This window comes from Rahnella sp. BIGb0603 (assembly GCF_024808755.1).
Taxonomy (GTDB): Bacteria; Pseudomonadota; Gammaproteobacteria; order Enterobacterales; family Enterobacteriaceae; genus Rahnella; species Rahnella contaminans.
The window spans coordinates 618,675-641,805 of record NZ_JANUEX010000002.1 but is presented as its reverse complement, the minus strand read 5'-3'; the positions used below and the strand labels follow the sequence as shown (position 1 = coordinate 641,805).

At 54.5% G+C, this 23,131-nt stretch carries 19 protein-coding genes; 17 read left to right on the top strand and 2 right to left on the bottom strand.

What is annotated here, in order from left to right; all coding sequences use genetic code 11:
- Positions 1-55 precede the first annotated feature (55 nt).
- From efeO to phoH, 6 genes are all read left to right on the top strand, one after another.
- Complete coding sequence (gene efeO, locus M2403_RS07950) at positions 56-1,195, top strand: iron uptake system protein EfeO (RefSeq protein WP_152326997.1); 1,140 nt, start codon at positions 56-58, stop codon at positions 1,193-1,195.
- Positions 1,196-1,347: 152 nt separating this feature from the next.
- On the top strand, positions 1,348-2,655 hold the full coding sequence (gene efeB / locus M2403_RS07945) for an iron uptake transporter deferrochelatase/peroxidase subunit (RefSeq protein WP_152326998.1): 1,308 nt from the start codon (positions 1,348-1,350) through the stop codon (positions 2,653-2,655).
- 172 nt (positions 2,656-2,827) lie between these two features.
- Entirely contained in the window at positions 2,828-3,988 is a 1,161-nt protein-coding gene (locus M2403_RS07935; RefSeq protein WP_217153206.1) for an N-acetylmuramoyl-L-alanine amidase, read from the top strand.
- Between the two features lie 73 nt (positions 3,989-4,061).
- On the top strand, positions 4,062-5,324 hold the full coding sequence (locus tag M2403_RS07930) for a chloride channel protein (protein ID WP_259228881.1): 1,263 nt from the start codon (positions 4,062-4,064) through the stop codon (positions 5,322-5,324).
- A gap of 192 nt (positions 5,325-5,516) precedes the next feature.
- Entirely contained in the window at positions 5,517-5,963 is a 447-nt protein-coding gene (locus M2403_RS07925; protein ID WP_259228880.1) for a hypothetical protein, read from the top strand.
- A 63-nt stretch (positions 5,964-6,026) separates the two neighbouring features.
- Positions 6,027-6,815, top strand: coding sequence for a phosphate starvation-inducible protein PhoH (gene phoH / locus M2403_RS07920; protein WP_152327001.1), 789 nt, complete (start codon positions 6,027-6,029; stop codon positions 6,813-6,815).
- Between the two features lie 101 nt (positions 6,816-6,916).
- Here phoH and chaA read toward each other — a convergent pair whose 3' ends face one another.
- Positions 6,917-8,017: a sodium-potassium/proton antiporter ChaA gene (chaA, locus tag M2403_RS07915; RefSeq protein WP_152327002.1), complete on the bottom strand. Its 1,101-nt coding sequence runs from the start codon at positions 8,015-8,017 to the stop codon at positions 6,917-6,919.
- Positions 8,018-8,496: 479 nt separating this feature from the next.
- On the opposite strand from chaA, the gene chaB reads away from it, so the two are divergent.
- From chaB to M2403_RS07860, 11 genes are all read left to right on the top strand, one after another.
- The gene (chaB, locus tag M2403_RS07910; protein WP_165057850.1) at positions 8,497-8,730 is read left to right on the top strand and encodes a putative cation transport regulator ChaB; all 234 of its coding nucleotides are present in this window, start codon (positions 8,497-8,499) and stop codon (positions 8,728-8,730) included.
- A gap of 351 nt (positions 8,731-9,081) precedes the next feature.
- Positions 9,082-9,771 (top strand): gamma-glutamylcyclotransferase, encoded by a 690-nt coding sequence (locus M2403_RS07905; RefSeq protein WP_152327004.1) that lies wholly within the window; start codon positions 9,082-9,084, stop codon positions 9,769-9,771.
- Positions 9,772-10,037: 266 nt separating this feature from the next.
- On the top strand, positions 10,038-12,284 hold the full coding sequence (locus tag M2403_RS07900; protein ID WP_259228879.1) for a TonB-dependent siderophore receptor: 2,247 nt from the start codon (positions 10,038-10,040) through the stop codon (positions 12,282-12,284).
- A gap of 222 nt (positions 12,285-12,506) precedes the next feature.
- The gene (locus M2403_RS07895; RefSeq protein ID WP_152327006.1) at positions 12,507-14,075 is read left to right on the top strand and encodes an ABC transporter substrate-binding protein; all 1,569 of its coding nucleotides are present in this window, start codon (positions 12,507-12,509) and stop codon (positions 14,073-14,075) included.
- Entirely contained in the window at positions 14,075-15,127 is a 1,053-nt protein-coding gene (locus M2403_RS07890) for an ABC transporter permease (protein ID WP_152327007.1), read from the top strand. Before M2403_RS07895 ends, M2403_RS07890 begins: the two co-directional genes overlap by 1 nt.
- A gap of 21 nt (positions 15,128-15,148) precedes the next feature.
- Positions 15,149-16,012 carry an ABC transporter permease gene (locus M2403_RS07885; RefSeq protein WP_374101303.1) on the top strand — a complete coding sequence of 288 codons (864 nt, stop codon included), beginning with the start codon at positions 15,149-15,151 and terminating at the stop codon, positions 16,010-16,012.
- Complete coding sequence (locus M2403_RS07880) at positions 16,002-16,907, top strand: ABC transporter ATP-binding protein (protein WP_235937314.1); 906 nt, start codon at positions 16,002-16,004, stop codon at positions 16,905-16,907. Before M2403_RS07885 ends, M2403_RS07880 begins: the two co-directional genes overlap by 11 nt.
- Positions 16,900-17,577: an ABC transporter ATP-binding protein gene (locus M2403_RS07875; protein WP_152327009.1), complete on the top strand. Its 678-nt coding sequence runs from the start codon at positions 16,900-16,902 to the stop codon at positions 17,575-17,577. The genes M2403_RS07880 and M2403_RS07875 overlap by 8 nt, the downstream gene beginning before the upstream one ends.
- A gap of 293 nt (positions 17,578-17,870) precedes the next feature.
- Positions 17,871-19,448, top strand: a complete 1,578-nt coding sequence (locus tag M2403_RS07870; protein WP_217153203.1) for an ABC transporter substrate-binding protein — start codon at positions 17,871-17,873, stop codon at positions 19,446-19,448.
- A 181-nt stretch (positions 19,449-19,629) separates the two neighbouring features.
- Positions 19,630-20,277 carry a DUF998 domain-containing protein gene (locus tag M2403_RS07865; protein ID WP_259228878.1) on the top strand — a complete coding sequence of 216 codons (648 nt, stop codon included), beginning with the start codon at positions 19,630-19,632 and terminating at the stop codon, positions 20,275-20,277.
- A 72-nt stretch (positions 20,278-20,349) separates the two neighbouring features.
- On the top strand, positions 20,350-22,053 hold the full coding sequence (locus M2403_RS07860) for a chloride channel protein (protein WP_259228877.1): 1,704 nt from the start codon (positions 20,350-20,352) through the stop codon (positions 22,051-22,053).
- 12 nt (positions 22,054-22,065) lie between these two features.
- Here M2403_RS07860 and M2403_RS07855 read toward each other — a convergent pair whose 3' ends face one another.
- A complete protein-coding gene (locus tag M2403_RS07855) occupies positions 22,066-23,085 on the bottom strand; it encodes a transporter (protein WP_208951997.1) in 1,020 nt (339 codons plus the stop codon).
- Between the last annotated feature and the right edge of the window lie 46 nt (positions 23,086-23,131).

Below are 23,131 nucleotides of genomic sequence, written 5' to 3'. Positions count from 1 at the left end.
AACAATATTGTTGTTCATACATTCTCTATTCACACAGTTTGTCACGGAGTGGTACATGTCATATTCATCCCCGCTGTTTCGCCGTAAAGCTTTACAGGTCGCGCTGCTGTCACTGCCCGCTTTTGCGCTGAGCGCTAATGTGCTGGCGGCTGATGTCCGTCAGGTCAAAATTGCTGTTAACGACAAACAATGTGAACCGATGGCGCTGACCGTGCCGGCCGGTAAAACGCAGTTTGTTATCCATAACAACAGCCAGAAAAACCTGGAATGGGAAATTCTGAAAGGCGTGATGGTGGTGGAAGAGCGTGAAAACGTGGCGCCGGGCTTCACGCAGAAAATGACCGCCAATCTGGAGCCGGGCGAATACGACATGACCTGCGGCTTGCTGAGCAATCCGAAAGGCAAACTGACCGTCACGGCGGAAGGCGCGGCGACCTCCGCAAAACCTGACGCCATGGCGCTGGTTGGCCCGATTGCGGAATACAAAGTGTATGTGACGCAACAGGTTGCTGAACTGGTTTCCCACACCAAAGCGTTCACGGATGCGATTAAGAAGGGCGATCTGGCGAAAGCGCAGGCGCTGTACGCCTCTACCCGCGTTTATTACGAACGTATCGAACCGATCGCCGAGCTGTTCTCAGACCTCGACGGCAGCATCGATGCCCGTGAAGATGACTTCGAAAAGAAAGCCGAAGACCCGAATTTCACCGGTTTCCACCGTCTTGAGAAAATCCTGTTCGCCGACAAAACCACCAAAGGCGCTGAGCCTTTTGCTGACAAGCTCTATACCGACACCGTTGATTTGCAAAAACGTATCACTGACCTGACTTTCCCGCCGAACAAAGTGGTCGGCGGTGCAGCAGGCCTTATCGAAGAAGTGGCATCGAGCAAAATCAGCGGTGAAGAAGACCGTTACAGCCGCACTGACCTGTGGGATTTCCGTGCAAATCTCGACGGCGCGCAGAAAATCGTGAACCTGCTGCGTCCGCTGCTGGAAAAAGCCGACAAGCCGCTGCTGGATAAAATCGACGCGAACTTTAAAACCGTGGATACCCTGCTGGACAAATACAAAACCAAAGACGGTTACGAAAACTACGAGAAACTCTCCGACGCTGACCGTAATGCGATGAAAGGGCCGATCACGACGCTGGCAGAAGATTTAGCCAAGCTGCGCGGTGTTTTAGGTTTAGATTGATACTCCTCCCCCTGCGAAGGGGGAGGCTGGGAGGGGGTTTAGCAGACCATACAATGGCTGATGCACACTTCAACTTTTTGATTTTGCTTTAATACCCACCCCAACCCTCCCCTTCGCCGGGGAGGGAGCTTTTAAATTCCTGAGGCATAGCAATGAGCAATAAAAACGATAATAAGTCCGTACAACAGGACGCGACTTCTTCTTCACGCCGCCGTTTACTCAAAGGCGTGGGATTGTTAGGCGGGGCATTTGCCCTCGGCGGCGCGGCCGGTGCGCAGGCAGAAAAAACACCGGGTGCCAAAAAAGAGTACACACCGGGAACCGTTTCTCCCGATGAACGCTGGGGCAAGCAGCCTTATTACGGCGAACATCAGGCAGGGATTTTAACGCCGCAGCAGGCGTCAATGATGCTGGTGGCGTTTGATGTTCTCGCGACCACCAAAGCCGATCTCGAGCGTCTATTCCGTCTGCTCGATACCCGTTTTGTCTTTCTGACTACCGGCGGCACGGCGCCATCGGTAGATCCGAAATTCCCGCCGATGGATTCGGGCGTAATGGGCGCGGAAATCTACCCGGACAATCTGACCATGACGCTTTCCGTGGGCGATTCGCTGTTTGACGAACGCTTCGGGCTGGCCGCTCACAAACCGCTTAAATTGCAGCGCATGGCGCGTTTTCCGAATGATTCCCTTGATGCCAAACTCTGCCACGGCGATTTGCTGTTACAGATTTGCGCCAATAACAGCGACACCGTGGTTCACGCGCTGCGCGACATCATCAAGTACACGCCGGATTTGCTCAGCGTGCGCTGGCGTCGTGACGGATTTATTTCTTCCCACGCCGCGCGCAGCCAGGGCAAAGAAACGCCGGTTAACCTGCTGGGCTTTAAGGACGGCACGGCTAACCCGGATGCCAAAGATAAACCGCTGATGGACAAAGCCATCTGGGTAACTGCCGATCAGGGCGAACCGGGCTGGACGACCGGCGGCAGTTATCAGGCGGCGCGTCTGATCCCGTTCCACGTTGAGTTTTGGGATCGCACGCCACTTCAGGAACAGCAGACGATTTTTGGTCGCCACAAAGCGACCGGTGCGCCGCTGGGCATGGAAAAAGAGCATGATGTGCCGGATTACAGCAAAGATCCGGAAGGGAAGGTGATCCCGCTGGATGCGCATATTCGTCTGGCCAATCCGCGCACCAAAGAAACCGACGACAACCTGATGCTGCGTCGCGGCTACAGCTATTCGCTGGGCGTCACCAATTCCGGGCAACTGGAAATGGGGCTGCTGTTTGTCTGCTATCAGCACGATCTTGAGAAAGGTTTCCTGACGGTACAAAAACGCCTGAACGGTGAACCGCTTGAGGAATATATCCGGCCGGTCGGCGGCGGTTTCTTCTTTACGCTGCCGGGCATCCCGGATGAAAATCACTATCTGGGGCAAACCCTGATCGAAGCCTGATTTGTTTTCCTCCTCCGTTCCCCGCGGGGGAGGAATATTACCGGTCATCTTTTTTACCGTTCGTTACCGAATTCACGCCCTGTTAATACACCCGCGCACTCCTGAAAACGTCAGTAATGTCATGATGATAAATCGTTAACGGCTTTATCACGATGCCTGCCCTGAGACTGCTATGACCATCAACCATTCCCGCAGAAAACTGCTGATTTTCGGCATTGGCCTGTCGCTGGCGACACCGCGCCTGTACGCCGCACAAAAGGCCGTACGCGTTTCAATGATGTCCGATGCGCGCCAGATTACCGTATCCCTGCCCGCCGCCGATAAACGCAGCCGCGTATTCAGGCTCGGCGCACCGGAACGGGTGGTGATCGACATGCCGGTGGCGTCATTTCCGCCTGAACTGGAACATGCGCTGACCGTGGTCCGCCAAAAATTCCCGTGGATTGAGGAAGGGCGCATTGCCCATTTCAGCCCGGACGTGGCGCGTATTGTTCTGACGGTGAAGGGTAAACCGGTGATCACGCGCACCACAGAAAACGGCGTGATGAAGGTTGTCATCACGGAGGAAGGCCTCGCTGCACAAACGGCAGCGCAGGCTTTGCCTTTAGCCACCAAAGCGCCACTGGCGGAAAAACCCCTGCTGGTGATGATTGATCCCGGCCACGGCGGGAAGGACCCCGGCGCGATTGGCAATGAAGGGACCTATGAAAAACACGTGGTTCTGCACATCGCCAAACGGCTGCAAACCTTGCTGGATCAGCAGCACGGTATTCACGCGGTGCTGACGCGGCAGGATGACGTTTTTATTCCGCTTTATCACCGCGTCAGCCTGGCGCATCAGCACGAAGCCGACCTGTTTATTTCTATTCACGCCGACGGATTTACTAACGATCAGGTATCCGGCGCATCGGTTTTTGCGCTGTCAGAACACGGCGCGGGCAGCGCGATGGCGCGGTATCTTTCGCAGAGCGAGAACAGCGTCGACGTGCTGTATGACAATGATTTTAAGACCGACGATGAGTATCTGAAGGAGACGCTTTTCGACCTCGATCAGCACGAAACCATTCACCGCAGCATGGATTTCGGCAGCCATCTGGCGGCGAACATTGTCAAAGTGCATCACATGCACAGCCCGCATCCGGAACAGGCGGGCTTCGCGGTGCTGAAATCCCCGCGCATTCCGTCGGTGCTGGTGGAGACGTCCTTCATCACCAACAAGCAGGAAGAAAAACTGCTCGGCGAACCGGTCTTTCAGGAAAAGATGGCGAGGGCGCTGGCGGAGGGCATTAACAGTTATTTTCTCAACGAAAAGAAAAATAACTTGCTGAGCTGACGTGCGGTTTAACTGATGTTTTGTAAGCTGTTTAGAGAACCCAAACATCAGATATTAATGCGGAGTGCCTGCGTTGAATAATTCCGAAATTTCCAGCCCGTTATGGCGGCTGACGGCAACGACATTGTGTACCGGCGTGCTAGCCGGTCTCGGTGGCATGATGCTGGCGCTGATCCTGCACTACATCCAGCATCTGGCCTTCGGCTACAGTCCGGATTTTATCATCAGCAGTGAAAGCTTTTTGCAGGGCGTCAGCGAAGCCACGCGCAGCCGGCGGCTGATCGTGCTGATTATCTGTGGTGCGGTTGCCGGCGCAGGCTGGTGGGCGCTGTACCGCTGGGGAAAACCGCTGGTGAGCATTGCCGCGGCGGTGAAATCAGAAAATCCGCGTATGCCGTTTGTCAGCACGACGATTCATGCGTTGCTGCAAATTATCACCGTCGCGCTCGGTTCGCCGCTCGGACGTGAGGTCGCGCCGCGCGAAATCGGTGCGGTCAGCGCAAACTGGCTGTCGCTGCGCTTCAGGCTGACGGCGCGCGAAACGCAAATCATGATTGCCTGCGGTGCAGGTGCGGGGCTGGCGGCGGTGTATAACGTTCCGCTTGGCGGCGCAGTGTTTGTGCTGGAAGTGCTGCTCGGTGCGTTCCGCTGGCCGCTGTTGCTGCCTGCAATAGCAACATCTTCTATTGCCGCGCTGGTGGCGTGGACAGGGCTGGGTAACGAATCGCAATATCACCTGATGCAGCTGAACACCACACCCGCCTTGCTGGTCTGGTCGGCGGTCATGGGGCCGGTATTTGGCGTTGCGGCTTACGGGTTTACGCGGATGACCAACCGGGCGAAAGCGCAGGCCCCGCGCGATGCGCGTCTGATTATCTATAACCTGCTCAATTTTGCGTTTATCGGCATTCTGGCGGGCTGGCTCCCGCAATTACTGGGCAACGGCAAAGGCCCGGCGCAGCTGAGTTTTGATAACCAGATTACCGTAGCGTTAGCGGCAACCGTGCTGGTGGGGAAACTGGTGATTACCTGGAGCACATTACGCGCCGGGGCGCAGGGCGGATTACTGACGCCGGGATTATCCAATGGCGCATTGCTGGCCTGTATTTTGGGCGCGCTGTGGAATATTTTCTGGCCGGGAACATCGCTGGGCGCATTTGCCATTATTGGCGCGGCGGCATTTCTGGCGTCCTCAATGAAAATGCCCGTCACCGCTATTGTGCTGATAATGGAGTTCACGCGGGTGGATCATGACTTCTTAATTCCGATCCTTTTTGCCGTCAGCGGGTCGGTCGCCTGCTTTACTTTATGCAGTAAAATCACGGATAAAAAATAACCAGGGCGAGGATAGTAAAAAAGATCCTCATGATCCTATTGACGACAGTCACAAATTTTTTTACATTTTGGTAACGCAAATGTTTCAGCTGTCATTATACTGAAATTATATCGCGGTAGTTTTCAGGATATACGGGATAAGTTTTCACGAGGTGTCCGGCAACTGCCGTTAATAACACTGCGGGGAGCGCGAATGGTAAAGTCCATGTTTGGGCTGTTGATTGAAAATAACATGCTTCACCCACTGACTCGTTGTTGTAGCGTAAAAGCAAACGAGGGTAAGGCCTCCGACTCTCCAATATTAACCAAAACACTTTCAGTATATTCCTACCGCTTTTTAGAGAAGTTATCATCCACGCACCATCAACCCTGTTCTTTAACTGACTCTTTCATCCCTTTTAAAACAACTGCGAAACGCATTGGCTTTTATTCTGGCAATTTCACTGTGCGGGTCAGCGGTTTGTCATTATCGAGGATTTTACTTTCATTGAGAGTTTTATTTTCGGTGGATATGACAATGCCTCCTTGTGAACAGAAAGCAGCCAAAAGATTATCTCATAATCGCTTTGGTCTATTTTCCTCTTCACGATATTCAATGGCTGTACTTGGTCTAAAAGGAGACCAAAACCTCATTTGTTAGTGAAACATAACCGTGCGGGCATTATGCCTTAGCGTTAAGTGAATCAAACTGTAAGGTGCCACTATGGGAAGACAGAAAGCAGTGATCAAAGCTCGTCGTGAAGCAAAACGTGTAATTCGTAATGATTCACGCAGTCACCGCCAGCGCGAGGAAGAATCTGTGACGTCATTGGTACAGATGGGCGGTTTGGAATCGATTGGCATGGCTCGCGACACTCGCGATACGTCCGTCATCGAAGCGCGTACTGAAGCTCAGGGTCATTACTTATCAGCCATAGAGAATAAGCAGTTAATTTTTGCTACCGGCGAAGCAGGCTGCGGCAAAACATTTATCAGCGCTGCGAAAGCGGCAGAGGCATTAATTCACAAAGAAATCGACAGGATTATTGTTACCCGTCCGGTTCTCCAGGCCGATGAAGATCTCGGTTTCCTGCCCGGCGATATATCAGAGAAATTTGCACCTTATTTCCGTCCGGTCTACGACATTCTGTTACGTCGTCTGGGGTCTTCCTTCCTGCAATATTGTTTGCGGCCGGAAATAGGGAAGGTTGAAATTGCGCCATTCGCTTATATGCGCGGGCGTACTTTCGAAAATGCGGTGGTTATTCTGGATGAAGCCCAGAATGTCACGGCCAGTCAGATGAAAATGTTCCTGACGCGTCTCGGTGAAAACGTGACGGTTATAGTTAACGGTGATATTACCCAGTGTGATTTACCACGTGGAGTTGTATCGGGGCTCAGCGATGCACTTTCCCGCTTCGAAGAAGACGAGATGGTCGGCATCATTAAGTTTGATAAACAGGACTGCGTCCGCTCTGAATTGTGCCAGAGAACGCTGAATGCTTATTCGTAATTAACCTTATTCCCACCACAATGCATCACATAATGAAAAAGGCCGCTCCTGTGAGCGGCCTTTCTTATAATGCTTCACCCCTTCGCAGAGATTCGCCGATGTTAAAGCATAATAATCATCATATAGGCGCAGAATAATGCCAGATGCGCCGTGCCGTTCAGGACATTGGTACGGCCTGTCGAGAAGGAAATCTGGCACAAAATCAGCACCGACAGCATGACCACGATGTTCGCCGGGTCCAGCCCGAAAATTAAATTCTGGCCGGTCAGGGTGGCGATAACGGTCACCGCCGGAACGGTCAGAGAGATGGTCGCCAGCACCGAACCGAAGAACAGATTCATGGCGCGCTGTACCTGATTTTTCAGCACCGCTTTTAACGCACCCAAACCTTCCGGGGAAAGAATCAGCAGCGCCACCAGGAAACCGGTGAACTGCGCAGGCGCGTTCAGTTCAGTCAGCAGGCTTTCCAGCGGATTGGCGTTGAATTTGGTGACGGCAATGACCAGCACCAGATGCACCAGCAGCCACAGTGTGTGCGTCAGATTGCTTTTTGAAGAAGGCTTTCCGTGGCCGTCTTCTTCGCCTTCATCTTCATGTTCATAGATAAACAGGCTCTGGTGCGTTTTGGTCTGAATCAGCAGGAATACGCCGTACATGGCGGCGGAAATCACCGCAACAAACAGCGCCTGCGGCGTGCTGAAATTACCGCCCGGTAAGGCTGCGGGCAGAACAAGTACGATCACCGCCAGCGGGAAAATCGCCATCAGATACTGTTTAATGCCGCCGAGATTGACGTATTGCGTCGCAAATTTACGGCCACCCAGCAGCAGGGCGACGCCCACCAGCCCGGCGGTCACGATCATGATGATGGAAAATAATGTGTCACGCATCAGCGCGGGCGCGGCGTCACCGGTTGCCATCAGGGCCGAAATCAGACTGACTTCGAGGATGACCACTGAAAGGCTGAGGATGAGCGAGCCGTAGGGTTCACCTAAGCGGTGAGCCAGGACGTCGGCGTGACGTACAACGCTGAATGCGCTGGCGAGAATACCGACCAGCGCAATTAAATTGATGCCCACGACGGAGGCGAAGTTACTGCTGTTGCCCCAGAGGACGAGAACAATCAGGGCGGCAATAGGGAAAATCAGGGAGTATTCCTGATGGCGGGTTTTGATTTTTGGATGTTCCTGTGACGACACCATGATGATTATTCTCCTTATAAACACTCACGAAGTAACAACCGCCTGTCCCCGGTTGTCAGTAAAATGCATAGCAGCATAAAGATGTAACTCATTAAGTATAGTAGATAAATTAATCTGTTAACAGAAAAAAGTTGATGTTAGTCATTGAAATATCAGTTAGTCAGTATTTGTTGGTGGATAATTTGCATTAACTGTGCTTTTTTCTTTACTTAAATTTTATTGTTAATAAATTAAAGTTATAAATAACAGTTAGTTAGTTTTTGTTATGTGTTTAATGCTGATGATGCGTCAATTTATGTAAATGATTACTATACCCATAAGGTTAGTGCGCAAAAATCAGCTTTTTTTTCCCGAAAGAACAGAAACGCAGACTAATCTGGCAGGATCCATTGAGGGTAGCAGCTAGACTTATTATTGTGCACAGACTGAGCACACAATGAATGTGATGAAGATGAACGTAATGAAAAAGGAGAATAATCATGCCTTATCAGAATCGCTCAGCGCTACCCGATTCCGTGCGAAATGTCCTTCCTGCTCACGCGCAGGACATCTATAAAGAGGCCTTCAACAGCGCCTGGGACGAATATGCAAAAGCCAAAGACAGGCAGGGTGATGATTCGCGTGAGGAAACTGCGCATAAAGTGGCCTGGGCTGCGGTAAAACATGGCTATGAAAAAGGGGATGACGACAAGTGGCACCCCAGGAAATCCTGATATCCCCCGGCAGGCACCCGGACGCCGGGCCTGCCGGACTCCTCCTCCCAAACACTATTTCTCACGCCCGTTTTTTCTGATCCCCTGCTTAAAAGTCAATATTCTTACAATGTTCACAAAATAATCACTTTATTTTCGTTTTGTGATCCCCCGCAACCTTGATTGCAACGACAGAAACGAATAAGGTTTCAACAAACACGGGAATACTAAACTTCCTAAAATTTAAACGGCGGCCTCAGTTAAATGCCGGGCTTGTCCGATAACAGATATCACTCGCACCCACGACAGCGGAGAACACAGCGTTAACAGCATGGCATGTTCAAAAGTAAGTGGTACAGAAGGGGGGAATGAATGTTAACTCGAGATTTCCTGCGTAACGCAGATTGTAAAACAGCATTCGGCAATATCGACGAATCGATGCTACTGACCCCTGAACAACGCGCCGCCTCATTAGGTTGTGCTCTGGCGCGTCGCCCCGACAACAGCCCGGTGTGGATTTTTGGCTACGGTTCACTGATGTGGAACCCGGTCTTTGATTCCGAAGAGGCGCGTCCTGCCACCCTGCATGGTTATCACCGTGCATTCTGTTTACGTCTGACTTCCGGGCGAGGAACCCATGCCCAGCCGGGCCGTATGCTGGCGCTGCGCGACGGCGGAAAAACCACCGGTCTGGCGTTCCGTCTGCCGGAAGACAAACTGCATGAAGAGCTTGAACTGCTGTGGAAACGCGAAATGGTGACCGGCTGCTACCGTCCGACGTGGTGTGAGCTTGAGCTCGACGACGGGCGCAAAGTCACTGCGCTGGTTTTTATCATGGATCCGTCGCATCCGCAGTATGAAGCTGACACTGACTATCAGGTTATCGCACCGCTGATTGCGCAGGCCAGCGGACCGCTGGGCACCAACGCGCAATATCTGTTTGCGCTGGAAAAAGAGCTGAATAATTACGGCATGCGGGATGACTGCATGAGCGAGCTGGTGAAACAGGTGAGAATGCTTCTGTCTGTTTCACCCGGTTTTGATGTTCCCGGCCTGAGCTGATTTTCCTGAAACACGTTTTTCCGCTGCGCGGGCTCCCTGCGCAGCGTTTCCTTTCTCCGCCGTCGTTTTTATCTTTCTGAATTCAAGCGATTAGCCTTAGTTTCCTGCCGTTATGATTTCCGTTTGATACTTAAAACCCCCATTAACATCCTGTTTACTATGATTTTTTAACGAAAAGTCAGTTGCAATTGCAAAACGCCTGAGCATAATCCGAATGGTTTTAATAATTATTCTCATTATCGATTGAACTTTTCAGGGAATCCTCAATGCGCGCTCAACGTGAAATTTTTCACACGCCTGTTTTCGCCCGTAAATTGCTGCCAGTGGTGATCTCTGCCGCACTGGCGGCGGTTACGCTGCCTGCACATGCGGCCACCATCACAACACCTGCGACTGACGCTGTTGATACGGCGTCGTCTAAAACCGGCGACACTATTACTGTCACTGCCGCACAGACCGATTTTAAAGCGGGCGGCGAGACACCGGTGCCGGCATATCTTGACGGCGACGTGGCCAACGGCGGGCGTCTCGGCGTTCTGGGTCAGCAGGACGCCATGAATGTGCCGTTCAACGTCATCAGTTTCACCAACAAACTGATTCAGGATCAGCAAAGCCGCACGCTTGGTGATGTACTTAATAACGACGCCAGCGTTCAGACCGGTTACGGCTACGGAAATTACGCGGAAACCTTCAACATTCGCGGGTTTGCGTTAGACGGCGAAGACATTTCCTACGGCGGCCTGTACGGCGTATTGCCGCGGCAGCTGGTGCCGATGGAACTGGCAGAGCGCGTGGAGCTGCTCAAAGGCTCCAGCGCCTTTCTTAACGGCGTACCGCCGGGCGGCACGGGCGTGGGCGGTAACGTCAACATTGAACCCAAACGCGCCACGGATACGCCAATCAACCGCGTGACTGTTGATTACACCTCATCTTCTCAGGTGGGCGGCGCGGTGGATGTCGGTCGTCGTTTTGGTGATAACAACCAGTGGGGCGTACGTGTCAACGCCGTGAACCGTGAAGGCGAAACGGCTGTTAATGACGAACACCGCCGCCTGACGATGGGCTCCGTTGGCCTCGATTATCGCGGCGATCGTTTCCGCTCTTCCTTTGATTTTGGCGTGACCAAACAGACTGTTCACGGTGGTCGTCCGGTTGTCTATCTGGGCAATGCGACCAAAGTGCCGGATGCGCCTTCAGCGACCAAAAACTACGGGCAGGATTTTGCTTCCAGTAATCTGGAAAATGAATTCGGTATGCTGAAAGCCGAATACGACGTGGCAGACGACTGGACCGTTTACGGCGCGGTGGGTATGAACCATGACCGTGAATACGGTAACTACAGCTCTCCGACGCTGAAAGATGACAACGGCAACGCCACCATGGGCCGTCTCACCGTGCCTTACGTCTCTGACAGCGTTGCCACGCAGGCGGGTGTCCGCGGTAAATTCGACACCGGCTTTATCAGTCACAGCGTGAATCTGGGCATGTCGAGCGTGTACCGCAAATACAAAACCGCGTACACCATGTCGGCATCGTCGATCAATACCAATATTTATGATCCGGTTGACGCCAGCTCTCCGGCCACTTTGTATGCGGGCGGTAGCATGGGCGATCCGGCGCTGCGCAACCGTGTCCAGAACGTCGGCGTGTCGGTTTCCGATACCTTATCGATGCTCGACGACCGTCTGCAACTGATTGCCGGTCTGCGCCGCCAGAACGTCATCGTGAAGGATTACAGCTACACCGGAACCGAAACTGACTCCTTTGAGCAGATGAAAGTCACGCCAGCCTTCGGCCTCGTCGTGAAACCGTGGGAACACGTTTCCTTCTACGCGAATCACATCGAAGCTTTGCAGGCCGGTGAAGTGTCAGGCACCACATACAACGGAAAAGTCGTCACCAACGGTGGTCAGGCTTCCGGCATTGAAACCTCCAAACAGGATGAGGTCGGCGTGAAAACTGACTTTGGCCGTATTGCGGGCACATTGTCTCTTTATCAGATTAAGAAACCGGTCGGTATGTATCGCGCCACCGGCGAAACCTATGAATATGGCACATACGGTGAAGTCCGTAACCGTGGCGTAGAGCTGAACGTGTTTGGCGAACCGGTGCTGGGTGTGCGTCTGAACGGCAGCGTGACCTGGATGAACCCGGAAATGACCCAAACGCAGGACGGTGCTTACAATGGCAAAGATGCGGTGGGTATTCCGCGTTACCAGTGGGTGCTTGGCGGCGAATGGGATATTCCCGGCGGCAGCGGTGTGACGGCGCTCGGCAAAGTGATCCGCTCCGGTTCGCAATATGCCGATGAAGAAAACAGCCTGAAAGTGGACGGCTGGACGCGTCTGGATCTTGGTTTGCGTTACGTGATGCCGGTCGGCCAAAACACGCTGACATGGCGTGCCAGTCTGGAAAACGTCACCAACGAAAAATACTGGGCATCAGCGACGGGCGGTTATCTGACGCAAGGTGACCCGCGTGAATTTAAGCTCTCCGCGACCTACGACTTCTGATTTTAACGCACTCCCTTTCCTGTGCCGGGGAAGGGAGTTTTTTCACGTATTTTGTACAGTAACAATCCCCGGCAAACGCCCGTCCTGACTCATTAATAACCAATCAGATAACGTTATGCAAAATATGCATAACGATAGTATTTATCAGACTTTCTGGTAGGTTGAAGAAACTTTACACTAATAAGACGTTAGCAATTTCGCTACATTGGAGAGTGTTTCTTGATGAAAGCTTTATTACCGTCCGTCCTGTTTACGGCTATTGCGGCCAGCTTCTCTGTTCAGGCTGCCACGCCGCCGGACACACTGGTTATCGCCCAATCCATTGATGACACCTCCAGTTTTGACCCGGCTCAGGGTTTTGAGCTGACGACGGTTCAGGCTTTCAACAACATTTACCAGCGCCTGGTGCAGTCAGACCCGAAAAATCCAATCGATTTAAAACCGACGCTGGCGACTTCATGGGAAGCCGCGAAAGACAACCGCAGCCTGACGTTTACACTGTCGCCAAAAGCGGTGTTCGCCAGTGGTAATCCGCTGACCGCCGATGACGTTATTTTCTCGCTGTCGCGCGTGGTGAAGCTGAATCTTGAGCCCTCATTCATCCTGACGCAACTGGGCTGGACCGACAAAAACGTCGATACCTTCCTGACTAAACTCGATGACCATCACGTCAAAATCAGCTGGACCGCCGACGTCAGCCCGTCATTCGTGCTGAGCCTTCTGTCTGCGCCGGTGTCTTCCATCGTTGACAGCAAACTGGTGAAAACCAATGTTGCCGCTGACGATCTCGGTCACCAGTGGCTGAGCAACCACTCCGCCGGTTCCGGCCCGTACCAGATCCGTAACTATATTCCGCATGAAGTGGTCATTCTTTCCGCGAACCCGACCTCACCCGAAGGCGCGCCGAAGCTGAAAACCATTCTGATTAAAAACGTGCCGGATCCGGCTGCACGCCGCCTGCTGATTGAACAGGGTGATGCCGATATGGCGCGTAACCTCGGCTCCGACCAGATGGCTGCGCTGGAAGGCAAGAAGGGCGTGAAGCCGCTGGCGATCCCTTATGCTTCCCTGTATTTCCTGCAATTTAATGCCAAAGCTTCTCCGGCGCTGGGCAATCCGGCTTTCTGGGAAGCGGCACGTTACCTGTTTGACTACAACCACATCGCGCATGATCTGATGAAAAATCAGTTCCAGGTGCATCAGGCATTCCTGCCGGAAGGCTATCTCGGCGCGGTAAATGACACGCCGTACACCTATGATCCGGCCAAAGCCAAAGCGATTCTGGCTAAAGCAGGTCTCACGAATGTAAGCTTCACGCTCTCCACGTCTAACCAGCCACCGTATCTGGACATCGCGCAGGCCTTGCAGGCCAGCTTCGCGCAGGGCGGCGTGACCGTGAAATTGGATCCGGGCTTAAGCCAGCAGATCTCCACCAAAGTGAAATCACACGATTACGACGCGTACATGTCTTCGTGGGGCCCGGATTACTTTGACCCGAATACCAATGCCTCTGCGTTTGCGTTCAACCCGGAAGATGGCAGCAAAACGCTGGCATGGCGTGCTAACTGGTCAATTCCTGCCCTGAACAAACTGACGCTGGCCGCTATTGCAGAGCCCGATCAGGCAAAACGCGTGGCGGATTATCGTCAGCTGCAACTCGAAGTGCAGAAAAACTCACCGTTTGTCGTTGGTTTGCAGGCCAAAAGCCTGATTGCCGTGCGTGACAACATTAAAGGATATGTTCAGGGCATCAACCCGGACATGGTCTTCTACAGCAAGGTCACTAAGTAATGACAGACAGTTCAACGCCCGCCGGATTCGTCCGGCAGGGTTGGCGCTGGTCAGGCCGTTTGCTGACCGGCGTGATTTCGCTGGCGCTGACATTGCTCGGCTTGCTGGCGTTCACCTTTACGCTTTCCCATCTTGCCCCGATTGACCCGACGTTGCAGGTCGCGGGCGATCACGCCAGTGAGGCCACCTACGCGCAGGTACGTCGCGATCTGGGGCTGGACCAGTCGGTTCCCGTGCAGTTCGCCAAATATCTGGATCACCTCGCGCATGGCGATATGGGGATTTCCCGCATCACCGCGCAGCCGGTCGCCAGCGATCTGATGCGCACCTTTCCGGCGACGGTAGAACTGGCAACCTGTTCCATTTTGCTGGGCGGAACGCTGGGGATTTTGCTGGCGCTGCTGGCCGTGTGGAAACCCGGAAGCTGGCTGGATAACATCGCCCGGTTTGTTTCGCTGCTCGGTTATTCCGTGCCGATTTTCTGGTTAAGTCTGCTCGGCCTGCTGCTGTTTTACGCCGTACTGCACTGGGCGGGCGGCCCCGGACGGCTCGACGATTTGTACATGTACACCATGACGCCGCGCACCGGTTTTGTGCTGATTGATACCTGGCTTTCCGGCGACCGTGACATGTTCTACAACGCGATCAGCCATTTATGGTTACCGGTGACGGTGCTGGCGATGCTGTCGATGGCAGGGATTACGCGCCTTTTGCGTGCGTCCATGCTGGGCGAAATGAACAAAGAATACGTGATCCTGGCGCGCTCAAAAGGTGCGGGCAGGGTGCGCGTGTTGCTGTGCCATGTCTTCCCGAACGTGCTGGGCACGCTGATTACCGTGCTCACCCTTTCTTATGCCAGCCTGCTGGAAGGGGCGGTACTGACGGAAACAGTGTTTGCCTGGCCTGGCGTCGGACGTTACCTGACCACTGCGCTGTTTGCAGCGGATACCCCGGCGATTCTCGGCGCAACATTGCTGATCGGCACCTGTTTCGTGCTGCTCAATGCGCTGGCTGACGCCCTTACTTATTTGCTCGATCCGCGGACCCGGTAGTTTTCGCTTATGACTCAACAAATGATCCCTGAACAACCGGCGCAGGTTGACGCCGGGGCTAACGTCTGGAAGCCCGCGCGCCGTATCACTGCGCTCTCGGTCGGCCTGGTACTGGTGGCAATTCTGGTGCTGACCGCGCTGCTCGCACCGCTGCTTGCGCCTTTTGACCCCAATATTCAGCACATCGAATTACGCCTGCTGCCGCCGTCCGGCGCGCACTGGCTGGGCACTGACGGCTTTGGCCGCGATCTGCTTTCCCGCGTGATTTACGGCGCACGTCCGACACTGCTGCTGGTGTCGCTTATTCTGATCCTGACCATCCCGGTGGGGCTGTTAATCGGCATCAGCGCCGGGTATATCGGTGGCTGGTTTGAGCGAATTCTGATGCGCCTGACCGACATCGTGATGTCATTGCCGAGTCTGGTCATGGCACTGGCACTTGTCGCTATTATGGGGCCGGGGCTGATGAACGGCGCACTGGCGCTGGCCTTCACCAGCTGGCCGCCGTTTGCGCGTCAGGCGCGGGCGGAAACGCTGGCGCTGCGGCGCAGTGATTATCTGGCGGCGGCGAGAATGCAGGGCATCGGCGGTTTGCGTCTGATGTTCGGCCATATTCTGCCGTTGTGTCTGCCCAGCGCGGTCGTGCGCGCGGCGCTCAGTCTGGGCGGAATTATTCTGGCGTCTGCCGGTCTGGGGTTCCTGGGCATGGGCATTCAGCCACCGACCGCCGAATGGGGCTCGATGGTTGCCGAAGGCAGTAAAGTGATTTTCGACCAGTGGTGGGTAGCGGCTGCGCCGGGTGGCGCAATTCTGTTTGCCAGTCTGGCTTTCAACCTGCTGGGCGACGGCCTGCGTGACAAAATGGATCCACGACATGGCAACTGATGCTCAAACGCTTCATCAGCAACACAATCACCAGAAGACGCAGCACACCGACCGGCTGACGGCGAAAGATCTCACCATTTATCTGCCGGGCGAACGCCCGCTGGAACTGGTGAAATCGCTCTCTTTCAGCGTCGGGCAGGAACGTGTGGCGCTGGTGGGGGAATCGGGTTCCGGTAAATCCCTGACCGCGCGCGCCCTGATGGGATTACTGCCGCACCCGTGCAAGCTGCGCGCTTCCGAGCTGACGCTCGGTGACAATGATCTGACCACGCTGAAAGAACGCGAGTGGAGCCGTCTTCGCGGGAACCGTGTGTCGATGGTGATGCAGGATCCGAAACATGCGCTGAATCCGACGCAGAAAATCGGCAAACAGGTGGAAGAACCGCTGCGCCTGCATACGCGTCTTGGCCGCAAAGAGCGGCAGGAAAAAGTCGCCGATATGCTTAACGCTGTCGGCCTGCCAAATCCGGCCTTCCTGCAACAACAATATCCGCATCAGCTTTCCGGCGGGATGGGCCAGCGCGTGATGCTGGCGATTGCGCTGATCAACGATCCGCAATGGCTGATTGCTGATGAACCGACGTCTGCGCTGGATTTCGACATGCGCGAACAGGTTCTCGGGCTGATTGAACGGCTGGTGGAACAGCGCAACATGGGGCTGATTCTGATCAGCCACGACCTGCAACAGGTTGCGCACCACTGCGAGCGCGTGCTGGTGATGTACAAGGGCGAATTGCTGGATGAACTGCCGGCAGACCAGCTGGCGCAGGCGACGCATCCGTATACGCATACGCTGTGGTCATGCCGTCCGAGCAAATTTACGCACGGAGAACGCCTGCCGGTGCTGGATCGCGCACTGCTGGCGTCACTGAAAAAGGAATCTCGCCATGACTGAAATCGTTGCGGAACTGGATAAGCTGAGCGTTTCGCACCGTCAGGGTTACGAAGTGCGTACCGTGGTGCATAACGTCAGCCTGACGATTAACAAAGGCGAATGTTTCGGTCTGGTCGGGCCGTCCGGCTGCGGTAAATCCTCTTTGCTGTGGGTACTCGCCGGGCTGAACGGCAACTGGGACGGCAGCCTGACGCTGCTGGATCACAAAGTGAAACCGGGCAAACCGTTTACCGGCAGCCTGCGCCGCGATGTGCAGATGGTATTTCAGGATCCGTATGCCTCGCTGCACCCGAAACACAAGCTGCTGCGCACGCTGGCGGAGCCGCTGAAAATCCTCAAAGAGCAGGATATTGAACAGAAAATTGCCGAAGGTTTCCGTCAGGTCGGGCTGGATCCGGCGCTGATGAACCGCTATCCGCACCAGCTTTCCGGCGGCCAGCGTCAGCGCGTGGCGATTGTGCGTGCACTGTTGCTTAAACCCAAACTGCTGCTGCTCGATGAACCGACCTCCGCGCTGGATATGTCGGTACAGGCGGAAATCCTCAATCTTCTGAATGACCTGAAAGCGACCAGCGATCTGACCATGATTCTGGTGAGCCACGATGCGGATGTGATTGATCATATGTGTGATCGGGCGGTGCATATGGCGAAGGGGTATGTGCTGAGCTGAAGCTGTTGAGGGTTTTAAGTTCAAATTCAAGGCCATATTTAAGGTCAAATTCAAAACCGCGAGCGTCGGCCCTCAGCGACTTGGGGGCGGCATATCGCCGCCGTTCCTCAGGTCTCCGGCACACTCCGTTCAGCAAGATTTTGAGCGCGCCATAGTGGCTTTATAAAAACCTAGTCTTTTTCATTCCTTAATCTATTTTATTAAAATACATAGCTTTATTTCATTGTTCTTGCCTTGCCGCTGCACCTCTACACTCGGAAAAACTGTCTTTTCACCTGTGGAGATCGACCTCAATGAAAGTACGTGTTCCTTCCCTGTTATTCCTGCTGCTGATGGCCGTGACCCGCGTGGATGCGGCGACGCCAAAAGATACACTGGTCGTCGCAGGTTCGCTCGAAGGCATTATCAGTCTGGATCCGGCGGAAAGTTTTGAAACCGTCAGTTCCGGCAATCTGGTAAACCTTTATCAGCAACTGGTGCAATCCGACCGGCAGCATCCCGATAAGCTCGACCCGGACGCCGCTGCCAGCTGGCAGCCGGGGCCGGACGCGCACAGTCTGATCTTCACCCTCAAGCCTGGCCAGAAATTTTCCAGCGGCAATCCGGTGACGGCCGACGATGTGATTTATTCGTTTACCCGCGTGGTGAAACTCAATAAAAGCCCGTCGTTTATTCTCGGTGAACTGGGCTGGACGCCGGATAACGTGGACGGCAATCTGAAAAAAATTGCTGACGACAAAGTGCAGCTTAGCTGGCCGGCCGATATCGGCAGCGGGCTGGTGCTGAGCATTCTGTCCGCGCCGGTCGCCGGGATTGTGGACAGCAAATTGCTGAAAGAGCATGTCGATCAGAATGATTTCGGCAACAGCTGGCTGCGTTCACGCTCTGCGGGCAGCGGCGCGTTTGAAGTGCGTAACTATGTGCCGCACGAAGCGCTGATTTTCAAACGTAACCCGAACGCTAAACCGCTGGCGAAGATTGAGAATGTGCTGTTTAAAAACGTGGGCGACCCGTCAACGCGCCGTCTGCTGGTGCTGAACGGCGATGCGGACGTGGCTTACGATTTGGGTGCTGACCAGTTCAGCTCGCTGCAAAAAGAGAAGGGCGTTCACGTTGCGCAATTCCCGGCGGCCAAAGTGTTCTATCTGGCGTTTAACGTTGGCGATACCACGCAACCGGCGCTGGCAAACCCTGCGCTGTGGGAAGCAGCGCGCTGGCTGGTCGATTATCAGGGGATTTCTACCGACCTGCTGAAAGGCCAGTACGGTATTCATCAGACCTTCCTGCCGGACGGTCTGGCGGGCGCGATTGACGATCAGCCCTATAAATACGATGTCGCCAAAGCCAAAGCGATTCTGAGCAAAGGCGGGATTGCGCCGGGCACCAAAATCGATTTAATCGTGATCAACCAGCCACCGTATTCTGATATTGCGCAGGCATTGCAGGCCAGTTTCGCCAAAGCGGATATCAATTTAGTGGTACATCCGCTGGTGGAAAGCGACGTGCTTACCCGCATGCGCGCGCACAAATTCCAGTCGATCTTCACTTACTGGGGCGCGGATTACCTCGACCCGAACACTAACGCCAGCACCTTCGCCTATAACGTGCCAAACGGCCCGAAAACGCTGGCGCAACGCATTCAGTGGGTGATCCCGGAAATCAGTAAACAAACGCGCGCAGCCGCGGCGGAATCTGATCCGACCAAACGTAAAGCGCTGTACGCCGATTTACAACGCGAACTGCAAAAAAACTCGCCGTTTGTGGTGGCGCTGCAAAGCAAATTGCTGGTGGCAATACGCGATAACGTGAAAGGTGCAAGCCAGAACGTGGCGGGCAGCCAGTTGTATCTGGATACGGTGACGAAGGAATAAGGGGCTTTATGAACCCGTATTCCTGAGTATTGTGAAAATTTAGGTTTCGCACGAACGGTGATTACTCCGCAACAATGGCCGAAACTGCCCAAAGGAGGAAAGTGCTTTTCCTCCTTTGGATCCCTCCACGCCCGACTTTTTTTGTCCTACTATTACCTCACATCCCATCACTAAGACCTCCATGCAGACTCGATCTACTCGGCAAAAAACCGGTGCGGTGTGCTTCGCCCTCGGCGGTATTCTGTATTTACTGGCGGAAAAAATCAGTTCCACGGGCTGGCGGGATCCTTCCTATTCCTATCTGCATAATTACATCAGCGATTTGGGTATTGCCTCGTGTGGCATGACGCCAGACGGCCGCGACATTTGCTCACCGCTGCATAACGTGATGAACGCGGGTTTCGCGGCCGAAGGCATTCTGTTCTTTATAGCCTGCTGGCTGCTACGCCCGTTATTCAGCGGTCCGGGTCGCAACGTATTTCTCTTATCCGGTTTGCTGCATGCTATCGGCGGTGTGCTGATTGCGCTGTTCCACAGCGGTGGCAGTACGGGCGGCGTGACGGTTCATCAGGCCGGCGCGGTGCTGGCGATTGCGGGCGGCAATGTGTGTTTGCTGTCGGCGGGCTGGATGAAACGTCGCCGCAAAGGATGGCGGGCATTTTCACTTTTCAGCCTGACGCTGGGCTGTACCGGGCTGGTCAGTATGGTGACAATCTCATCCGGCATTCTGCCTACCGGTCTTGTCGAGCGGATGTCCGTTTATCCCATCACGTTTTGGCAGATACTCTCCGGGTACTGGATCCTGACGTCCAGAAAGCAAAGTGCGTGAAAACCAAAAATTTCACCGTTTCGTTGTAAATTGATACTCTTACCCCGCCAATGTTCAGACCACTGAGACCCTATGAGCCTGAAAGCCCTCAATCCTGAATCCCTGCAAAAGAGCGACCTGATTAATTTGCTGATTGCCATACCCGCCGGGATCGTCGCCGCGCTGGTGACTATTGCGTTTCGTGGGGCGATTTCCGGCATCAACGGTCTGATGTTCACCGACGGCAGCGATATCACCAAAGCGTTCAGCGAATACCCGCGAATAGTCTGGCCGGTGATCACCACGGCGGGCGGCGTGATTGCCGGATTCATTTTGCTGTGGGCGCTGCGCCACGAAAGCAGGCACGGCAAGATGCCGGATTATCTGGACGTCATCGATCAGCGTTTACCGGGTATTCCGGTGGTGAGTACCGTGCTGCGCGGGCTGTCGTCGCTGGCCAGTATCGCCAGCGGCGGTTCTATCGGGCGGGAAGGCGCGATGGTGCAGCTTTCTGCGCTGAGCGGCAGTCTGCTCGGGCGGTTCTCGCGTTTTCAGGGCGTTCATCAGTCAGATATTATCGCGATGGCCGCGGCGGGCGGGCTGGCGGCGGTCTATCATGCGCCGTTTGCCGGTGCGCTGTTTGTGGCGGAAATCGCCTTTGGCGTGACTGCCGTTCAGCGGCTGATCCCGCTGTTTATTTCGGCGTCAGTTGCGGTGCTCACGGTCAGATCACTGACGGATTACGCGCCGCTTTATCTGTATTCTTCCGTGTCGTTCAGCCCGTCGTTTGGCGCGATTTTCACTGTGCTGTTTATCGGTGTGGCGACGGGCATTCTCGGGCCATTATTCATCTCGTCTATCGATAAAGTCCGTCAGTGGATGAAACCCATTTCGCATCCGGCGCTGCGGCTCGGGCTGGGTGGCCTGGGCGTCGGGCTGGTGGCGATGATCTCGCCGCTGGTGCTCGGCAACGGTTTTGAAGTGATTGATTTAATACTCAATAACGGCGATTTACAGACGCCGCTGCTGATTTTGCTGGTGCTGAAAATCGTGGCGACGGCGATCACCATCGGTTCCGGTGCGGTCGGCGGTTTGTTTACGCCCTCGCTGCTGATCGGCGCGGCGGGAGGGGCGCTGGTGTGTACTTTTCTGCAATGGCTGGGGTTTGATCCCGGTCCGGTCGGGCTGTATGCCGCCATCGGCATGAGCGCACTGCTGGCGGCGACCAGCCATGCGCCGCTGATGTCGATCATGATGGCGTTTGAAATGACGCTCAACAGTTCGCTGTTATTCCCGCTGATGCTGGCGACAGCGATTTCTTATGTGGTGGCGTCGCGCCTGAAAGTGGGTGGAACCTATCCGGTGCTGGCGCGGCACAACGCGCGCTTTGCCGCAAAAAATGCGTTTGAATACAGCACGGTGGCCTCGCTGATTACGCCGTGCTCAAAAATGTACGTTGACGCCACGCTTTCGGAAGTGGTGAGTGAAGGGCTGAAACAGCGCACGCGGTATGTGTACGTGGTGGACAGGGAGGAACGCTTTCTCGGGGTGGTGCCGACCAACGTGGTCGCCAGCGGGATTATTGACGGCAGCCTGAAAGCCGGCAGCGCGATTGACCCGTTTATCGAACAGGAATTTACCACACTCTTTCAGCACGTCAGCTACGAACAGGCCTGGGCAATGTTCAGCAATTCACCGCTCGAACGCCTGCCGGTGCTGGAAAACGCCGAATCACGCCGTTTGCTGGGTGTGATCACCAAAGCGGCTTTGCTCAGTAAAGCCAAAGACTTTCTGTAACCGCGCAATCCACTAGCCGTCGTCGCGGCGTTTAAACGCGTACCAGCCCGCCAGAAGGGTGAATAACCCGACAATCACCACCAGCAGGATAAAACCGTGGTGATTGCCGGCGAGCGGAATTCCTCCCACGTTCATGCCGAAAAAGCCCGCCACAATGTTGATGGGCAACGCCAGCACGGTAATGACGGTCAGCACGTACAGCGTGCGGTTGCTTTGCTCCATCTGGCGCGAAGTGATCTCTTCCTGAAGCAGGCGGATACGTTCGGTCAGCGCAATCAGGTCATTGAGCACAACGGAAAACTCTTCGGCAAACTGGCGTAAATCCTGCACCACGCCTGGCGCAATCCAGGCCGGAGGGCGATTGAGCAGGCGGAAAAGCGCCGTCGGTTCCGGGGCGAGTAAACGCTGGAAACGCAAAAGCATCCGCCGTAAACGCCCCAGATTGGCGCGGTTCTTTTTGACGTGATGGCTCAGCAGGCGCTCTTCGATGGTGTCCACGTACTGATTGGCGCGACGGACAATCTGCTCAAGCAAATCCTCCTGTTCTTGCAGCAGATGCACCAGCAGCGCCGTCGGCGTGGTGATGTTCAGATGCTCCAGGCGTTTGAATAACTGCTCGATCAGCCGCACCGGTTTGTGGCGCGCGGTAACCACCAGTTGCTGATGACAACTCAGCCACAGCGTCGAGACTTCATCACTGGCTTCATCCGGGCGAAAAATGACGTCGTTGAGCACCGCCAGTAACGTGTCATCGAGCCTTTCGATGCGCGTACTGCGCGAACCTTCACGGATTTCTTCAAAGAAAACCTCGCCGACGCCGAAATGCTTTTTCAGCCATTTTTCGGACATGGCGTGATTAAGATTAACGTGGATCCAGACGAATCCCTGATCGTGGCAGATCTGCTGATACGCTTCCTGAACCTGCTGCGAGGAAACGCGTTCAGCGGGGCGGTGTGGGCGAAAAACGAAGCCGTAAATCATTCCGGTGACTTCATCGTTGAAATTAAGAACGGCGGGTTTTTCTGTCTGCATTAAGGGTTTCTGGTAGCCAAAACGGGTCGCTCCATTACGCCAGACA